A 16,577-nucleotide genomic window follows, 5' to 3' on the forward strand; every position below is an offset into this window, starting at 1 on the left:
TATTATCCTTAAGTGATCATTTAATAATCATATCATTACGATGTACGGCGACAGAGCCGTATTCATAGCCGATGATTTGATTAATTTCTTGTGAGTGATGTCCTGCAATTTGTTTTAATGCGTCGCTATTATAACGGCTTACTCCACGAGCTATACTCTTACCTGTTTTATCACAAATATCAATGACCTCACCACGTGAGAAATTTTGTTCAACTTGTAAAATACCTTTGGGTAAAAGTGAACTGCCATTATTTAAAATGGCATTTACTGCGCCATCATCCAACAAAACTTTGCCTGCTTTAGGTGCGCCGAATAACCAATGTTTACGGTGCTCTAAGGGTGTTTTTGGTGGAATAAAACGTGTGCCAACTGATTGATTATTTACAGAATCAATAATGACATTAGGCTTATTACCTGCCGCAATAATAACTTCAATCCCTGCACTTCCTGCTACTTCAGCCGCTTGTACTTTGGTGCCCATGCCACCAGTACCAAGTCCAGAAACACTGTCTCCAGCAATACTACGTAACTTATCGTCAATATGGTCGATTTCATGAATTAATTTAGCATTTTTATCTGATCTTGGATCGGCTGTATATAAACCTGCAATATCTGTTAATAAAATTAATTTATCGGCTTGAGCTAAAATAGCCGCTAAGGCGGATAAATTATCATTATCACCCACTTTAATTTCAGCAGTTGCTACTGCATCATTTTCGTTGATAACGGGAATAATGTGATTGTCTAACATGGCTTTTAAAACGTCTTGCGCATTTAAAAATCTTTCGCGATCTTCAAGATCAGCACGTGTTAACAACATTTGACCAATGTAAATTTTGTAGATTGAAAAGAGTTGTTCCCAAAGTTGTATTAGTTTACTTTGACCAACTGATGCAAGTAGCTGTTTTGATGCAACGGTATTGGGAAGAGTAGGGTAGTTAAGATATTCATGACCTGCGGCAATCGCGCCAGATGTAACAATAATAATTTTATGTCCATCTTGATGTAAAATAGCACATTGTCTAATCAGTTCTACGATTTGTGCTCGATCTAACTGTTTGGTGCCACTGGTCAATACACTGGTACCTAATTTAACAACGACAGTTTGTTGTTTTTTTATGGTCATAACATACTCTTATTTTAAATCAGATCTTACAAAACCGACTCCATCCAATTTACAGACTGAGTTAACGCATCATGCAAGCTTTTTTGTAATGGTGTTTTAGGTATGGTTACTAATTTATTTTGTTTAATTGAACGAATCAATTTTACTTCATTTAAATTACTTAAGATATCTTCTTCAAAAATAATATTCATTACAGGCACTGGGCAACCATGAGTTAATAATCCTTGATTTTTAAGTGAAAAGTAATTTAATTCTGCTGCTAATTGTAAATTAGATATGGAAGGTAAACCAAGACGACTAGCCAACATATCTTTGTAGCTAGTTGGTAGATTTTTTTGCAAATCTTTATCTACAAATATTTGATGAACAAAAGGTGTAAAATTGAATAAACCTTTAATCTTATTTGGCATCAAATAAGCTAACCGTGTTGCAAGATGAGAGCCAAATCGAAATCCAGCTAAAATAACGCGACTATTATCAACCCATGGAACTGATGAAAGTTGTTCCAATATTGCTTGATGAATCTGGCTGCTATTTTGAGTTAAAGCAAAATTACGGCTATATCCCACAGTTGGTAGATCAACGGTTAACATAGCAAATCCACGAGGAGCCAAATATTCTTTAAAATAACGATAATAATCAATTTGTAAACTGCCCAACGCATTACATATTAATACAACAGGACAAGTGTTGTCCGTCTTTGGTAAGTGCAAAAACGTTTTAACATTACGATTATCAACTTTAAATTCCAGCTCTTTGACTGTAAAAGGAGAATATTTGAGCGCTTTCATATAAGCTTGATAAGCACAAGTTTGTGCATACATAGCTAGTTCATCATTTTTAAAATGTGGATAACTAGCAATGCTTGAATATTCGCTAGCGATAAGAAAATAATTGTGTAAATTTGTTTTATCTTCATCACTTAGGTTTTCTTGACCAATTGAATCAGCTTTAGATTGCCACAATGCAGCTTGATTTAAAAATTCATAAACCCAATTACCTGATTGATAACCGATAACGGTATCTAACCATTTTTCATTGGTATGATGTTTTGTTGAGGCGGCAATTTTAGATAGAAGTTCTTCAACCTCTAATTTAGGTAATCCTCGCCAAATCCATAAAAAAGGATTAATGATCCGATACCATCTTGAATCAATTTCACCATCCAAAGGACTTATACTACTACCGTCGCTACTATCAACACGATTAATAAGCGCTGATGTTTCAGGATAATCGTATTGTGGTTTAAAAATCTGAGCAGATAAATTTTCGGTAGTAGTCATAATTGTGTTTAATATCCTTATTGATGATCGCTAATAGGTTTAACAAACATTACACCTGTATCCCAAGGCTGCTCAATCCAAGTGTCTTGCTCAATGTCAACAATATAGTCATCAACAAGCGGTTTACCTGCTGGTTTAGCAAAAATGGTAACAAATCGAGCTTTTGGATACATTTCACGAATAGTATGTGCGGTGTTGCCAGTGTCGACTAAATCATCAACAACAATAAAGCCTTCGCCATCGCCATTTGCTTGTTTTAAGATTAACTTTTCACGTTGATGATCATGATCATAACTTGAAATGCAAACCGTATCGACGTAACGAATACTTAATTCACGAGCTAGAATAGCAGCTGGAACTAATCCACCACGGCTAACAGCAATAATACCTTTCCATTGGTTTGCAGGTAATAAACGTTTGGATAGTTGACGCCCGTAAGATTGTAACATTTCCCAAGTGACATTGAATTTTTCTTTTTCAGCGATAAGTTCTGCTTTATGCTGTTTTTGGGCTTTGATTTCTTCTTCTGTTAAAGTTTGTTCTATTGACATGAGTAACCTGCAATTTTAATCGAATATACGAATATAATAAATTAATATTAATGGACTAAAAATAGATGTAAAATTGCACCTTATTATAAAGCGATTACACGAAAAAAACTACTCATTAATTTATTACTGACACAATATTGAGGTTAAATTATGCTTTCTACTTTAAAGCCAAAATCTATTTGGCAGATTTTTAATGATATTTGTAAAATTCCACACCCATCTCATCATGAACAAATGATTACTAAATATATCGTTGATTTTGCAAATACTCATCACATTCATTGTGAGCTTGATAAAGTTGGTAATATTTTATTAACCAAACCTGCTACTAAAGGAATGGAAAACTGCCCATCTATTGCTCTACAAGCTCATATGGATATGGTGCCACAAAAAAATGAAGAGACCGTTCACAATTTTACTACCGACCCAATTCAACCTTATGTTGATGGTGAATGGGTAAAAGCTAAAGGTACAACTTTAGGTGCGGACAATGGTATAGGATTGGCTTCAGCATTAGCAGTTTTAATAGATCCCACTATTGAACATGGTCCTATTGAAGTTTTAGTTACTACATCAGAAGAAACAGGGATGCATGGAGCATTCGGTCTTCAATCTAATTGGTTAAAAAGTCATTATCTTATTAATACCGATTCAGAAGATGAGGGGGAAATATTTACGGGTTGTGCGGGTGGCGTTGATTTTACTTCAACTTTTGCAGTTGCTTATGCTGTCATTCCTGAAAAGCATGATTGTTATATTAGTGTTTCGCTTAAAGGCCTTAAAGGCGGGCATTCTGGTTGCGATATTCATTTAGGTCGTGGTAATGCAATTAAATTAATGGCTCGTTTTTTAGCTGAATATGCACAAGATATTTCATTTAGATTAGCTGATATAAAAGGTGGTTCGTTACGTAATGCCATCCCTAGAGAAGCTTTTGCTGAAATGACTTTAAATAAACAAGATTTACCTCAATTGAAATCTATAGTTAAGCAATATCAAACAACTTTAAATAATGAATTAGGTCACGTTGAACCTTCGATACAGATAACTTTATCAGAAGTAACTTCAGATAAAGTTAAACGTGTTTTGACGATTGAACATCAAAATAAAATAATTAACTATTTGCATTCTGCACCTAATGGTGTTGTTCGTATGAGCGATCAGTTACATGGTGTTGTGGAAACTTCACTTAACTTAGGCATTGTTAATATTTTAGAAAATCAATTAAATACTCATTATTTAATTCGTTCACAAGTTGATAGTGCAAAAGATGCAGTTGTTTCAACTTTAATATCGCTTAGTCAGTTAACCAATGCCAATTATGAAATCAGTGGTGGGTATTCTGGCTGGGAACCAAACTTGAATTCGAGTCTTTTACAATTAGCTAAAGATAAATATTACGAAATATTTTCACAAAAGGCTAAGATTATGGTGATTCATGCAGGACTTGAATGTGGATTGTTTAAGCAAACTTATCCTAATATGGATATGATATCAATCGGCCCAACAATTGTATCGCCTCATTCTCCAGATGAAAAAGTAAATATTCAAAGTGTTATTCGATATTGGGAGTTACTTATAGCGATATTAAAATCTGCGGCTCAATTGAAATAAACTATTCATTTTATATGCCTGCTAATATTTAATAGCAGGCAAATTTAACTTATTTTTCTGTTTTAATTTTTTACTTTGTATTAGCTTTAATACAAACAATATTTATTGAAAATAAATTCATAAAAAGTGAATAAAAATTCATTTTTTTTGCTTGAGTTAATTTGATAAATAACCTACTATATATAACATTGTTGCACTGAAATAAATTAGGACAGACATGTTAAAGGCAATTATTATTGGAGCGAGTGGTTATGCAGGTGCAAAGTTAGCTTATTATTTAAATAAGCATCCACATATTGAATTAATCGCTTTAACTGTATCGGAAAATAGTAAAGACGGCGGTAAACTTATTTCTGATAATAATTTACACCCTCAATTAAAAGGGGTGATTGACCTACCACTTATTGCCACGTCTGATTACTCTTCTTATATCAATGATGTTGATATTGTTTTTTTAGCAACGGAACATTCCGTTAGTCATGACATTGCTCCTTATTTTTTAGAACAAGGTTGTACTGTTTTTGATTTGTCTGGTGCTTATCGTGTTAATTCACCAGAGTTTTATACCGATTATTATGGTTTTACCCATCAACATCAAAAATGGCTAAATAAAGCTGTTTATGGTCTAGCTGAATGGAATTATGAAAAGATTAAACAAGCTCAATTAATTGCAGTTCCCGGTTGTTACCCTACAGCTGCACAATTACCGCTTAAACCTTTAATTGAAGAAAATTTATTAGATAATACTCAGTGGCCAGTCATCAATGCGGTTAGTGGTGTGAGTGGTGCGGGGCGAAAATCAACACATAACAATAGTTTTTGTGAGGTAAGTTTACATGCTTATGGGCTATTTACTCATCGCCATCAACCCGAAATTGTAAAACATTTAGGGCAGCAGGTTATCTTTACACCACATTTAGGCTGTTTTAAACAGGGTATTCATGCAACCATTACATGTCGAGTTAAAGAGGATGTAACTGCTCAAGATATCCTTAATGCGTTGAATAAATATTATAAAGATAAACCATTAATTCGAGTGTATGAAAAAGATTGGCCTTCTTTAAAAGCAGTGGTAAATCTGCCTTATTGTGATATTGGTTTTGCTTTAAAAGATCGTCATTTGATTCTAATTTCAGTTGAAGATAATTTACTAAAAGGTGCTGCAGCTCAGGCTGTGCAATGTATGAATATTCGCTTTGGTTACGAACAAACTTTATCGTTATTATAAAAGATATATAATATTTAATTACTATTTTGAAGTTTAGGTAAATAAATATAATTATTGGATAATTAATTTAAAACTAATAGGAAGCAAAAATGAAACCATTAATTATAAAACTAGGCGGTGTATTACTTGATAACAAAGATGCTTTAAGTAATCTATTTGTTATTATTAATGAATATAAAAAAAATTTCCGTCGTCCATTAATCATAGTTCATGGCGGCGGTAGTCTCGTTGACTCATTAATGGATCGCCTATCCATGCCGGTTGTTCGTCGTAATGGTTTACGTGTTACGCCTGCAGACCAGATTGATGTTATTGTTGGTAGTCTCGCTGGTAGTGCTAATACCCGATTATTATCAGAAGCAAAAAAACTACAAATAGCTGTTGTTGGACTTTGCTTAGCCGATGGAAATAGCGTTGAAGTTAAACAAATTTCTGAAGACTTGGGTTATGTAGGTGAAGCTAAAGCAGGTGATCCGACTTTAATCAATTTATTGATAAATGCAGGTTACTTACCAATTGTCAGTTCAATTGGTATTACTGTGGATGGACAAATGATGAATGTCAATGCCGACCATGCTGCGGTAGCTTTAGCCAAAACTTTAAATGCAGATTTGATTTTGCTTTCTGATGTGGCTGGTGTTCTTGATGAAAACAAACAATTAATTGAATCTTTAACAAGAGCACAAGCCGATCAGCTTATTGCAAATGGCGTTATTACCGATGGTATGGTTGTCAAAGTTAATTCAGCTTTCGAAGCAGCAACAGCATTAGGACGACCTATTGATATTGCAAGTTGGAAACAATCAGATAAATTAATTGAATTATTTAATGGAAAATCAGTTGTAACTGGCACAAGAATTATTGCTTAAATAAAATACAAACAATATATTAGGCTAGTTACCATTATTTAAAATATTGAAAACATATAAACTTTAGCTCATTTACTTATCGTAAGTTAATTTAGAAAGGGTATAGCATGAAAAAGAGTAAAACAAAAAAGGTTGTATTGGCTTATTCAGGTGGTTTGGATACATCAGCGATTATTCCTTGGTTGAAAGAGAATTATGGCGGATGTGAAGTTTATGCGTTTGTGGCTAATGTTGGTCAAGATCCGAAAGAATTAAAAGATGTCGAAAAAAAGGCTAAAGCATCGGGTGCGGTAGCTTGTAAAGTCGTCGATTTACGAGAAGAATTTGTTAAAGATTATGTTTATCCAGTATTAAAAACAGGGGCTTTATATGAAGGTACTTATTATTTAGGTACCTCAATGGCTCGACCAATTATTGCTAAAGCTCAAGTGGAATATGCTTTAGAAGTTGGTGCAGACACGCTTTGTCATGGCGCAACAGGTAAGGGTAATGACCAAGTTCGTTTTGAAACAACCTATACAGCTCTTGCCCCACAACTTAAAGTAATCGCCCCTTGGCGTGAATGGGATTTACGTTCGCGTGAAGCTTTAATTGATTATTTAAAAGTTCGTAAAATTCCTACCACAGCAACCGTTGAAAAGATCTACAGTCGTGATGAAAATGCATGGCATATTTCTACAGAAGGTGGTGTTCTTGAAAGTACTTGGAATCAATCTAATGCTGATTGCTGGGCTTGGACTGTCTCACCAGAAGATGCGCCAAATCAACCAGAACTTGTTACTATCGGAATTGAAAAAGGTGAAGTTGTTTCTGTCAATGGAAAAAAATTATCTCCTTATAACTGCGTTGCAACATTAAATAAAATTGGTGCAAAACATGGTGTAGGTCGTGTTGATATCATTGAAAACCGTTTAGTAGGTATCAAATCTCGAGGTTGTTATGAAACTCCAGGTGGAACTATCATGATGACCGCATTACGTGGTTTAGAGCAATTAATTTTAGATCGTGACAGCTTTAAATGGCGTGAACAATTAGGTTTAGAAATGGCTTATGTTGTTTATGATGGTCGCTGGTTTGCCCCATATCGTCGCTCAATCCAAGCTGCTGCTGAAGTTTTAGCTGAAGATATGACTGGTGAAGTTGTGGTAAAACTTTATAAAGGCAGTGCAACTGCTGTACAAAAGAAATCTCCAAATAGCTTATACAATGAAGAATTTGCTACATTTGGTGAAGATGAAGTTTATGATCACAGCCATGCTGGTGGATTTATTCGTCTATTCTCATTATCGTCACGAATTCGTGCTTTAAATGAAGAAAAGCAAAAACAACCAGCCAAAAAGGCTAAAAAAACTGTAACTAAAGCAGAAGATAAGGAAAAAGCGACAACTAAAGTCAAAACTAAATCCAAAGCGAAAAAGTAATTTCTGATTCGTAGTTAAATTAAATAAAGTAACCAATATATACAGGCAATGTCCTGTATATATTGCTTTTACTGTTGATTAAATTTAGATTTATTATAAAACTATAACTAGTTAACAACGATAAATAAAAATCGTAGTACAAATAATTAAAGATAGTATTGAGGTAATTATGGCATTATGGGGTGGGCGTTTTAGCCAAGCAGCAGATCAGCGATTTAAAAAATTTAATGATTCATTGCGTTTTGATTATCGTCTTGCAGAGCAAGATATCATTGGATCAATTGCTTGGTCTAAAGCATTGGTTACTGTTAACGTCTTATCTTATGATGAACAGAAAAAATTAGAAAAAGCTTTAAATGAATTGCTTCATTCAGTTCAACAAGACCCGCAGCAAATTTTACAGAGTGATGCGGAAGATATTCATAGCTGGGTAGAACAAAAATTAATTGAAAGAGTTGGTGATTTAGGTAAAAAATTACATACAGGTCGAAGTCGTAATGATCAATCAACCACGGATCTTAAGTTATGGTGCAAAGCTGAAATATCACAATTAATTAATGCAATTAATCATCTACGCCAAGCACTATTGACAACCGCTGAACAACATCAAGATGCCGTTATGCCTGGCTATACACATTTACAACGTGCTCAACCGATAACTTTTGCACATTGGTGCTTAGCCTATTTTGAAATGTTAACCCGTGATATAAGTCGATTACAAGATACATTAAAACGTTTAGATGTCAGCCCTTTAGGTTCTGGGGCATTAGCTGGTACTGCATATCCAATGGATCGCGAAGAATTGGCACATTGGCTCGGTTTTGCACAAGCAACCAATAATAGTTTAGATTCTGTATCCGATCGTGACCATATTCTAGAATTACTTAATAATGCTTCAATTGGTATGGTACATTTATCGCGCTTTGCAGAAGACCTTATTATTTTCAATAGTGGTGAAGCAAATTTTGTTGAATTATCCGATCGAGTAACTTCTGGTTCGTCGCTTATGCCACAAAAGAAAAATCCTGACGCATTAGAACTGATTCGCGGTAAAGTAGGGCGTGTGGCTGGAGCATTAGCTGGGGCTATGATGACGTTTAAAGGTCTACCTTTGGCTTACAATAAAGATCTACAAGAAGATAAAGAACATTTATTTGATGCTATCGATACTTGGCAAGAATGTTTAGATATGGCAGCTTTAGTTTTAGAAGGCATCAAAATCAATTATAAGAATTGCCAAGAAGCAGCAAAACAAGGTTACTCAAATGCAACTGAACTTGCTGATTATTTAGTCGCAAAAGGCATACCTTTCCGCGAAGCTCATCATATTGTAGGTGAAGCAGTTGTTGGTGCAATCGCTAAACAAAAAGCATTAGAAGAACTTTCATTAGAAGAATTAAAATTATTTAGCCCAGTTATAGATAATGATGTTTACGAAGTGCTATCTTTAGAATCTTGTTTAGCCAAACGTTCAGCTAAAGGTGGTGTATCGCCACTACAAGTTAAAATTGCTATTGAAAACGCAAAAAAGCAGTTAGTCTAATCATCCGAATTATTTTTTTAATTATCTCATATCCTGCCGACAACCAGTCGGCATATTTATGCAAATCTAGCTATTAAACAAATATTTTTACAAATAATATGATTGTATATCTTTTAAGAGAGTGTAAAAATAGAATTCTTTTTTTAATGGATTGAAGTGAATTATAATGAGTAAAAGTTATAACTTTAGTGCTGGCCCAGCTAAATTACCAAGTGATGTATTAAAGCAAGTACAAAATGAACTTTTAAATTGGCATAATACCGATGCTTCTGTGATGGAATTAAGCCATAGAGGCAAAGATTTTGATGCATGTGCTATTGAAGCAACTAATGATCTACGTGAGATACTAAACGTACCACAAAATTATAAAATTTTGTTTTGCCAAGGAGGTGCTCGTGCACAATTTGCCGCTGTACCATTAAATATCCTAGGTAATAACACTACCGCCGATTATATAAATAGCGGTTACTGGAGCCAATGTGCCGCCAAAGAAGCAAGCAAATACTGTCAAATAAAGGAACAAAATATTGTTATAAAGGAAAACGGTTTAACCTCTGTTAAACCTATGTCTGAATGGGAATTAAGCGATGATTCTGCTTATGTTCACTATTGCCCAAATGAAACTATCGACGGAATTGAAATATTTGAAGAACCAAATTTTGGTGATAAAACAGTCGTTGCTGATTTTTCATCTTGCATATTGTCGCAACCAATTGAAGTAAGTAAATATGGCATAATCTATGCTGGAGCACAAAAAAATATTGGTCCATCGGGTATTACAATTGTTATTGTTCGTGAGGATCTTATTGGTTATGCACAAAATATCTTACCATCGGTTTTAAATTACAAAATTTTGCAAGATCATGATTCTATGTTTAACACTCCTCCAACGTTTGCTTGGTATATGTCAGGATTAGTTTTTAAATGGATTAAAAGTCTTGGTGGTTTGAACGCAATGCAAGAGCGTAATGAAGCTAAAGCGCAATTGCTCTATCAATTTATCGATCAATCTGATTTTTATCGAAATACTATTGCTACAGCTAACAGATCGATAATGAATGTTACTTTTTTATCGCCAAATGAAGAACTCGATAAAAAATTTGTTAGCGAAGCAACCAAAGCAAACATCATTGGTATTAAAGGTCACAGAATTGCAGGCGGTATGCGGGCATCGATCTACAATGCTATGGATATTGAAGGAATAAATTACTTAATTAATTTTATGAAACATTTTGAAAAACAAAATGGTTAAATAAAGTTTAAATCTATTTCAAACAAGGGAGAGAATAGGATCTCCCTTTTTTATTAAAAAACTTATTTACAACTATAAACTTCGCCAACCATTACCGCATCCGTAGGTGCAATATCAGAAATATATTGTTGTGAAGTATCTTGTGCATTATAAATTACGTTGCCACCCATTGCAGCAGCATTATTCCTAAGTTCTGATGCCGCATCGCGAATAAGCTCACTGTGTGTCTTCAAACCAGAAAAGAAAGTACCACGACGACCTTCTGCTTTTCCTAAAAATTGACAGTTATCGGCAGGCTTAGTGTCAATAAACTGAACTTGACTACCACCAGCCGTAGGTTGATAGTTAGAACCACTACAGGCATTTAAAAATAATGCTGTTGAAATGGTTGTACTAATAATTAATAATTTTTTTAAAGACATAATATTCCCTCAACCAATGAAGCATAAAAATAGCTCTTATTATTGTATCAGGATAATTAAACAAATAATATAAGATCTTATAATTGAATAAAATCCAATAAAATACAGTTTAATAAACAAGCAAACCAACTTATTTTAATAATTTAACTATAGCAAATTTCCTCTAACTCTATTATAATCGCAATCCTACTAAGTCAGTAGCACATCTAAATGGCCCCTTAGCTCAGTTGGTCAGAGCAGTCGACTCATAATCGATTGGTCACTGGTTCAAGTCCAGTAGGGGCCACCATCAAAATTCTTTAAATTCAATTGACTATTCTTTTTTATAACGTTTAATTTATCATGTGATTTTGACTGTGGCGATAAAATGGCGATTGATATTTTTTTAATTTAATCTTTTTATCTTGCAAAATAGAGATAGTAGATTGTAAAAATAAACTGTTAATAGTTGTACTAGGTATAGGGGACCAGGTTGGTTTGTGATTCAACCTGGTAATGTTTTAGGCTTTTTTGGCGTGACGGCTGTATGGTGATATTGGTATGTTAACTTTTGGATCTGGGATTGCGCTTGGTACAATAGTTTCAGATATTGATTGCATTGCAGTGAAAGTATGTCCGCAAAATATGTTGGAACATTGGTAATACTGTTTGCGGGTTAAGTTACTAATTTCTTCACTCGATCTTATAAATGTTTTATTCCGGCAATGTGGACATTTCATGTAGTGAACCTCTTTTATTAAGTGTAGATTAATTTTATATTAATTTAAACTTAAATTCAGCATTTTTCTATTTTAATTTTATTTAATTTTGTATTGTTTTTTATTAAATGACTGTAATTTTTGGTTAAGCTGTAGTTTGATTTACTATCAATTATTTGAGTAACAAAGGCTCTATTTGATTTTTTCGTTTGGTGAATGTGGGATATGCGTATAAAACCGAATTCTTTAGAGCAATGATAGAAATTATTTCTTTTAGTAATAGTCGATACTAAACTATCAATAGTAATATTGTTATACATTTGTTCTTGTTGAGTATCTATTAATTCTTAGAATATATCGACAACAGTTCCTCTAATAGCTATGATATCTGATGCACCAGAATGAGCAACTTTAGTGATGTTAAATTATTTTTTATGTTTGCTTTCACTATAACCTTATGTTTATTATTTGTAATGATATTTAGGTTGTTAGTTGACTAATCAATCGTAATTTCTAGTTTAGCCACTCTTATGGGTAAATTTATTTTTTAGTTAGAATTCTCATTATCTAGCTAAAAATAGTTAAATAATTCAACTAAGTTAGTTAATGGATTTGTAAAAAATTACTAAGGTTTTTGCTTTTTAGTTACTTTACTTTGGTTGGTTTGGCCATTCAATATTTGGCGCTAGTTCGATATCAATGCGATTTATTAGCACTCGATATTTTTTCCATTCAACGAGTAATTGTGCTTCTTGCTCACTAGCAATTTGTGAATCAATCGCATCTTGTAGATAACTGAGTTGTGAAGCTGCTTCAGCAAGAATTTGATTTTTCTTAGTTAAAGCTTGATTGACTTCATATTGATGTTGTTTATTTTTATCAAATTGCCATTTTTTCCCATCCCAACTATCAAATTCACTGGCTGGTTTTAATTCAGTAAAACCATCAGGAATTTCACCCACCTCTTGAAGGATAGTTTCTGCACCTGTTTCAATTGAGTAAATCTTAGTGCCACGTAAATCTTTAGGATAAGTCCATTGTTGACCATCATGAATGATTGCCTGATTATCTTTAACGCTTTGTGGTGCTTCTAAATAAGCATTAGCCGGTAAACCAACACCAATTGGTAAATATTGATAGGTTGCTTGTAAAAATTCACCTTTAGCGTCAACGAGATAAATAACAGCCCAACCAGCTGAAATTGTTAAACCGCTATTATGAAGTGACCCCCAATAGTTGGACAACCAATTACAGGGGGTCTTTTTATGTCAAAATATAGTCGAGATTTAAAAATTATCATAGCTAATGAATTCTTATCAGGAGAATCATCGGAAATTCTTTCAAAAAAATATGCGATATCTTCTCGTCAGATTCGATATTGGTCCCAAGTGGTTGCAATTCATGGTGATAGCGCCTTTCAACCAACACCTCATTTACGTCATGCCGAAGCAAGATTACAAGCACTAAAATTAATGTGGACAAATGATTGGTCTCTCGGGCACACTAGTGCTATGCTTAATTTAAGTTCCCCCGGGCTTCTATTTGTTTGGCTTGATAGATATCATAAAAAAGGTTTCCGAGGGCTTGAATATCATTCCAGAGGAAGACCATGTATGAAGAAACCCCGTATTGAACCCACTCACTGTGATGATGAAAAAACAATTGAAGCATTAAAAGAGGAAATTGCTTATCTACGAGCAGAAAATGCTGTTCTAAAAAAGTTGGAAGAGCTGAAGCAAGCAAAACGTCAACAAACAAAGAAAAAACGTTAGTTGTTTTAGCTCTTAAATATCAGTATTCCTTAAAACATTTGCTATCAGCAACAAAACTGGCAAAAAGTGTTTTTTATTATCATGTTAATAGGTTGAAAACTCCGTCTGCTTATGAAAATGAGTTAAAACGTATAGAATCGATTTACCATGAACATAAAGGGCGCTATGGTTATCGGCGAATTCATTTAGCGTTGATAAATGAAGGAATTAAGCTCAATCATAAAACGGTACAACGATTAATGGGTCAGCTTAATCTCAAATCGACAGTAAGACCTAAAAAATATCGTTCTTATCGTGGAGAGACAGGTAAAACAGCAGCTAATTATCTTAAAAGAGATTTTAAATCATCGAGACCGAATGAAAAATGGGTAACGGATGTCACAGAATTTAAGGTAAATGAACAGAAAATTTACCTATCCCCCATTATCGATTTGTATAATCAAGAAGTAATCGCTTATAAAGTGGCTAAAAATGCACGTTTAACGTTGGTGACAGATATGCTTCAAAAAGGGATATCACGATTAAAACAGTATGAAAAACCGTTACTACATAGTGACCAAGGCTGGCAATATAGAAATTGCCATTATCAGAAGCTACTAGCTAATAATGGCATCAAACAAAGTATGTCCAGAAAAGGAAATTGTTTAGATAATGCGGTAGCTGAAAACTTTTTTGGTCTATTAAAATCAGAAATGTATCATGGACAATGCTTTCAAGATGCAGATGAATTGATTGAAAAAATAGAAGAATATATAGAATACTACAACACCAAACGGATTAAAGCCAAATTAAAAGGCCTGACTCCGGTTGAATATCGAAATCAGGCCTTACAAGCCGCTTAATAAAAGTGTCCAACTTTATGGGGTCACTTCAATTATCTAATACTGCTGATTTTGGTTGTATTTGATATTTCATTATTTTTATCCTAATTATTCTGCTTTTACTATATAGATAAATGAAATATCTTCACTATCAGGACGATCTTTATTTCTAGAGTTATCCCAGTTTCGTAAATCTGGTAATTTTCCATCATAATACGCATAACTTAGTTTCGGATATTTTTTTGTATCAAAACTAGCTCCGTTGCACTTTAAATAGCCTTCTGGGGCAAAGGATCTAGGCCACAGTATTGGTGCGCCAACTGGCATTACAAAACGATCTATATTAGCTTCTGTGACAGTCTCATACCAATCCGTTGGAGGACGAGTCCAGTATTTACAACGACTGAATAGTTTTGGTTTATAATACCCAACAACGTATAATTGCTCAATGTAAGGACTGAAATGATAGCTACTACGATACGCTGCCAGCGTTCCAGGACCACCACTTGGTGTTATTTTAGACGTACTTTCGTAATCAGGTGTGTATATACCATAGAAACCGGTTAACAATGGTTTTTCTGGATCACTCAATGGAGCACCGAAATTTTCACCAATCCCATAATCACCTGCTTTTAGAACTGATTTATCGTTAATAGTTACATCTTTTACATTTTTAAATTGCCAAATGTTTTCGGTTGAATCGTAGTCTAATTTTCTTTCCGATCTGTTAGTTTTAGCATTATAAAACACATGTGAATATCTATCGCTTGAAGTCATCAATGTCATTGAATCATTGTTATCATTGTTTATTTTCAATCCTTTACTTGATAATGTTAATTGACCCGTCATTGTGTCACCAGCACGTTTTACTGCCTTATCATACACTTTTTTGACCGCTCGTGGTGTTGCGGCTTGAGTTTCGAGCTTAGAATTAATTGCTGAATTCAGTTGCACAAAACCTTTGGCACTAGTGGTGGCATCTGGGTGATTGGTTGATTTTTCATGAGCAGTGATTTTTGCTGTAATTGTATCATTAACATATTTTTGAGTTGCAGTCGTTTGAGTAGCGTCGGCTCTTGGTTCAATGTATTTCCGCGCAGCAAACACTTCGATTGTTTCGTTTTTCAGCTCAATAGCTTCTGTGTTATCGACAATGAACTCCATTCTAATCACTTGTGTTCGGCTACTGTCTTCAATGAAGTTGGGCTTATAAGTAGCAGGGTAGTTACCTACGGCGATCAGATTATTTTCATCATCAAATAAGCCAATTTCTTGAATAAACCAGCCACCATCCGTTTCAGGTATAACTTGTTCTGCAATAATTTGACAAGGGTTTTCACTGTCGATAAATAATTTGTCGATAGCTGCACGTCTAACTTCATGAACTAATTCGGTTTGAGTTGCATCAGGTGTAGTAATATTACCGTTGCCATCACCCACAGCCATTTGAGTTATTTTAAGTTGAAAGCCCTGTGACGTAGCACTATCTAACAATGCTACTCCTTTTTGTGTTAAAATTGTATTGTATGCTTGATTCATAGTATTATTCTCATAGTATCGATTAAATGGATAGTTGTGCCAAAATGGTTTTCGTATTTAATTTGAGTGGAATACCTAAAGCGGTAGCATTGGCTAGTAATACTGCCCTTGTTGGGTAATTAACGTATAAAATTTTTGACTCATATTTTTACTCTATAAACTAAATTCAAATCGCCTATAGGGCGAGCGAATGAGCTGATTGTGTTTATTTTAAATGTCTAGATTACGAATACCTTATAAAATGCATTAGATTTGCATTTTATAAAATGGCTTGCTAAAGATAATGACACAGTATAAAAAAGTTAGTTAATGGATGGATTTGTAAGAAAAATTATTACAAACAGCTGAGATAAAAAAACGTTATAAATATAAGATGTAAATAAAAAACCTTAGTTAAATTGAAGTGCCCCATAAAGTTGGACACTTCAATTACTAAGG

At 34.0% G+C, this 16,577-nt stretch carries 14 protein-coding genes, 1 tRNA gene and 1 pseudogene; 9 read left to right on the plus strand and 7 right to left on the minus strand.

The features are described from left to right. Nucleotides 1-16: 16 nt before the first annotated feature. Genes proB through gpt form a run of 3 tightly spaced genes read right to left on the minus strand, consistent with a single transcriptional unit; the run spans nt 17 to nt 2,960 of the window. Complete coding sequence (gene proB, locus GAPWK_RS06865) at nt 17-1,126, minus strand: glutamate 5-kinase (RefSeq protein WP_038517316.1); 1,110 nt, start codon at nt 1,124-1,126, stop codon at nt 17-19. 26 nt (nt 1,127-1,152) lie between these two features. Next, nucleotides 1,153-2,409 (minus strand): esterase FrsA, encoded by a 1,257-nt coding sequence (frsA, locus tag GAPWK_RS06870; protein WP_038517319.1) that lies wholly within the window; start codon nt 2,407-2,409, stop codon nt 1,153-1,155. Between the two features lie 17 nt (nt 2,410-2,426). Then, entirely contained in the window at nt 2,427-2,960 is a 534-nt protein-coding gene (gene gpt / locus GAPWK_RS06875) for a xanthine phosphoribosyltransferase (protein ID WP_025315517.1), read from the minus strand. A 150-nt stretch (nt 2,961-3,110) separates the two neighbouring features. Here gpt and GAPWK_RS06880 point away from each other — a divergent pair, with 150 nt between their 5' ends. From GAPWK_RS06880 to serC, 6 genes and pseudogenes are all read left to right on the plus strand, one after another. Further along, complete coding sequence (locus GAPWK_RS06880; protein ID WP_025315518.1) at nt 3,111-4,574, plus strand: aminoacyl-histidine dipeptidase; 1,464 nt, start codon at nt 3,111-3,113, stop codon at nt 4,572-4,574. A gap of 217 nt (nt 4,575-4,791) precedes the next feature. Further along, nucleotides 4,792-5,802 carry an N-acetyl-gamma-glutamyl-phosphate reductase gene (gene argC, locus GAPWK_RS06885; protein WP_025315519.1) on the plus strand — a complete coding sequence of 337 codons (1,011 nt, stop codon included), beginning with the start codon at nt 4,792-4,794 and terminating at the stop codon, nt 5,800-5,802. An 89-nt stretch (nt 5,803-5,891) separates the two neighbouring features. After that, entirely contained in the window at nt 5,892-6,671 is a 780-nt protein-coding gene (gene argB / locus GAPWK_RS06890; protein ID WP_025315520.1) for an acetylglutamate kinase, read from the plus strand. A gap of 107 nt (nt 6,672-6,778) precedes the next feature. Next, nucleotides 6,779-7,996: pseudogene (locus GAPWK_RS06895) on the plus strand (argininosuccinate synthase); the annotation flags it as partial. A gap of 265 nt (nt 7,997-8,261) precedes the next feature. Continuing rightward, nucleotides 8,262-9,635 (plus strand): argininosuccinate lyase, encoded by a 1,374-nt coding sequence (argH, locus tag GAPWK_RS06900; RefSeq protein ID WP_025315522.1) that lies wholly within the window; start codon nt 8,262-8,264, stop codon nt 9,633-9,635. Nucleotides 9,636-9,801: 166 nt separating this feature from the next. Beyond that, entirely contained in the window at nt 9,802-10,887 is a 1,086-nt protein-coding gene (gene serC / locus GAPWK_RS06905; RefSeq protein ID WP_025315523.1) for a 3-phosphoserine/phosphohydroxythreonine transaminase, read from the plus strand. Nucleotides 10,888-10,949: 62 nt separating this feature from the next. Here serC and GAPWK_RS06910 read toward each other — a convergent pair whose 3' ends face one another. Beyond that, the gene (locus GAPWK_RS06910) at nt 10,950-11,309 is read right to left on the minus strand and encodes a DUF4156 domain-containing protein (RefSeq protein ID WP_025315524.1); all 360 of its coding nucleotides are present in this window, start codon (nt 11,307-11,309) and stop codon (nt 10,950-10,952) included. Nucleotides 11,310-11,521: 212 nt separating this feature from the next. On the opposite strand from GAPWK_RS06910, the gene GAPWK_RS06915 reads away from it, so the two are divergent. Further along, a tRNA-Ile gene (locus GAPWK_RS06915) sits at nt 11,522-11,598 on the plus strand. Between the two features lie 211 nt (nt 11,599-11,809). On the opposite strand, the gene GAPWK_RS15330 is transcribed toward GAPWK_RS06915, so the two are convergent. Continuing rightward, nucleotides 11,810-12,028, minus strand: a complete 219-nt coding sequence (locus GAPWK_RS15330) for an ogr/Delta-like zinc finger family protein (RefSeq protein ID WP_080692454.1) — start codon at nt 12,026-12,028, stop codon at nt 11,810-11,812. Nucleotides 12,029-12,657: 629 nt separating this feature from the next. Continuing rightward, the gene (locus GAPWK_RS06920) at nt 12,658-13,251 is read right to left on the minus strand and encodes a tail fiber assembly protein (RefSeq protein ID WP_025315525.1); all 594 of its coding nucleotides are present in this window, start codon (nt 13,249-13,251) and stop codon (nt 12,658-12,660) included. A 21-nt stretch (nt 13,252-13,272) separates the two neighbouring features. Between GAPWK_RS06920 and GAPWK_RS06925 the strand changes: the two genes are divergently transcribed. Both GAPWK_RS06925 and GAPWK_RS06930 read left to right on the plus strand, forming a co-directional pair. Then, nucleotides 13,273-13,779, plus strand: coding sequence for a helix-turn-helix domain-containing protein (locus GAPWK_RS06925; RefSeq protein ID WP_025315404.1), 507 nt, complete (start codon nt 13,273-13,275; stop codon nt 13,777-13,779). Continuing rightward, nucleotides 13,677-14,621 carry an IS3 family transposase gene (locus GAPWK_RS06930; protein ID WP_148296399.1) on the plus strand — a complete coding sequence of 315 codons (945 nt, stop codon included), beginning with the start codon at nt 13,677-13,679 and terminating at the stop codon, nt 14,619-14,621. The genes GAPWK_RS06925 and GAPWK_RS06930 overlap by 103 nt, the downstream gene beginning before the upstream one ends. An 87-nt stretch (nt 14,622-14,708) precedes the next feature. Here GAPWK_RS06930 and GAPWK_RS15570 read toward each other — a convergent pair whose 3' ends face one another. Next, nucleotides 14,709-16,139: a phage tail protein gene (locus GAPWK_RS15570; RefSeq protein ID WP_025315526.1), complete on the minus strand. Its 1,431-nt coding sequence runs from the start codon at nt 16,137-16,139 to the stop codon at nt 14,709-14,711. Nucleotides 16,140-16,577 lie beyond the last annotated feature (438 nt).

It is taken from the genome of Gilliamella apicola (genome assembly GCF_000599985.1).
Taxonomy (GTDB): Bacteria; Pseudomonadota; Gammaproteobacteria; order Enterobacterales; family Orbaceae; genus Gilliamella; species Gilliamella apicola.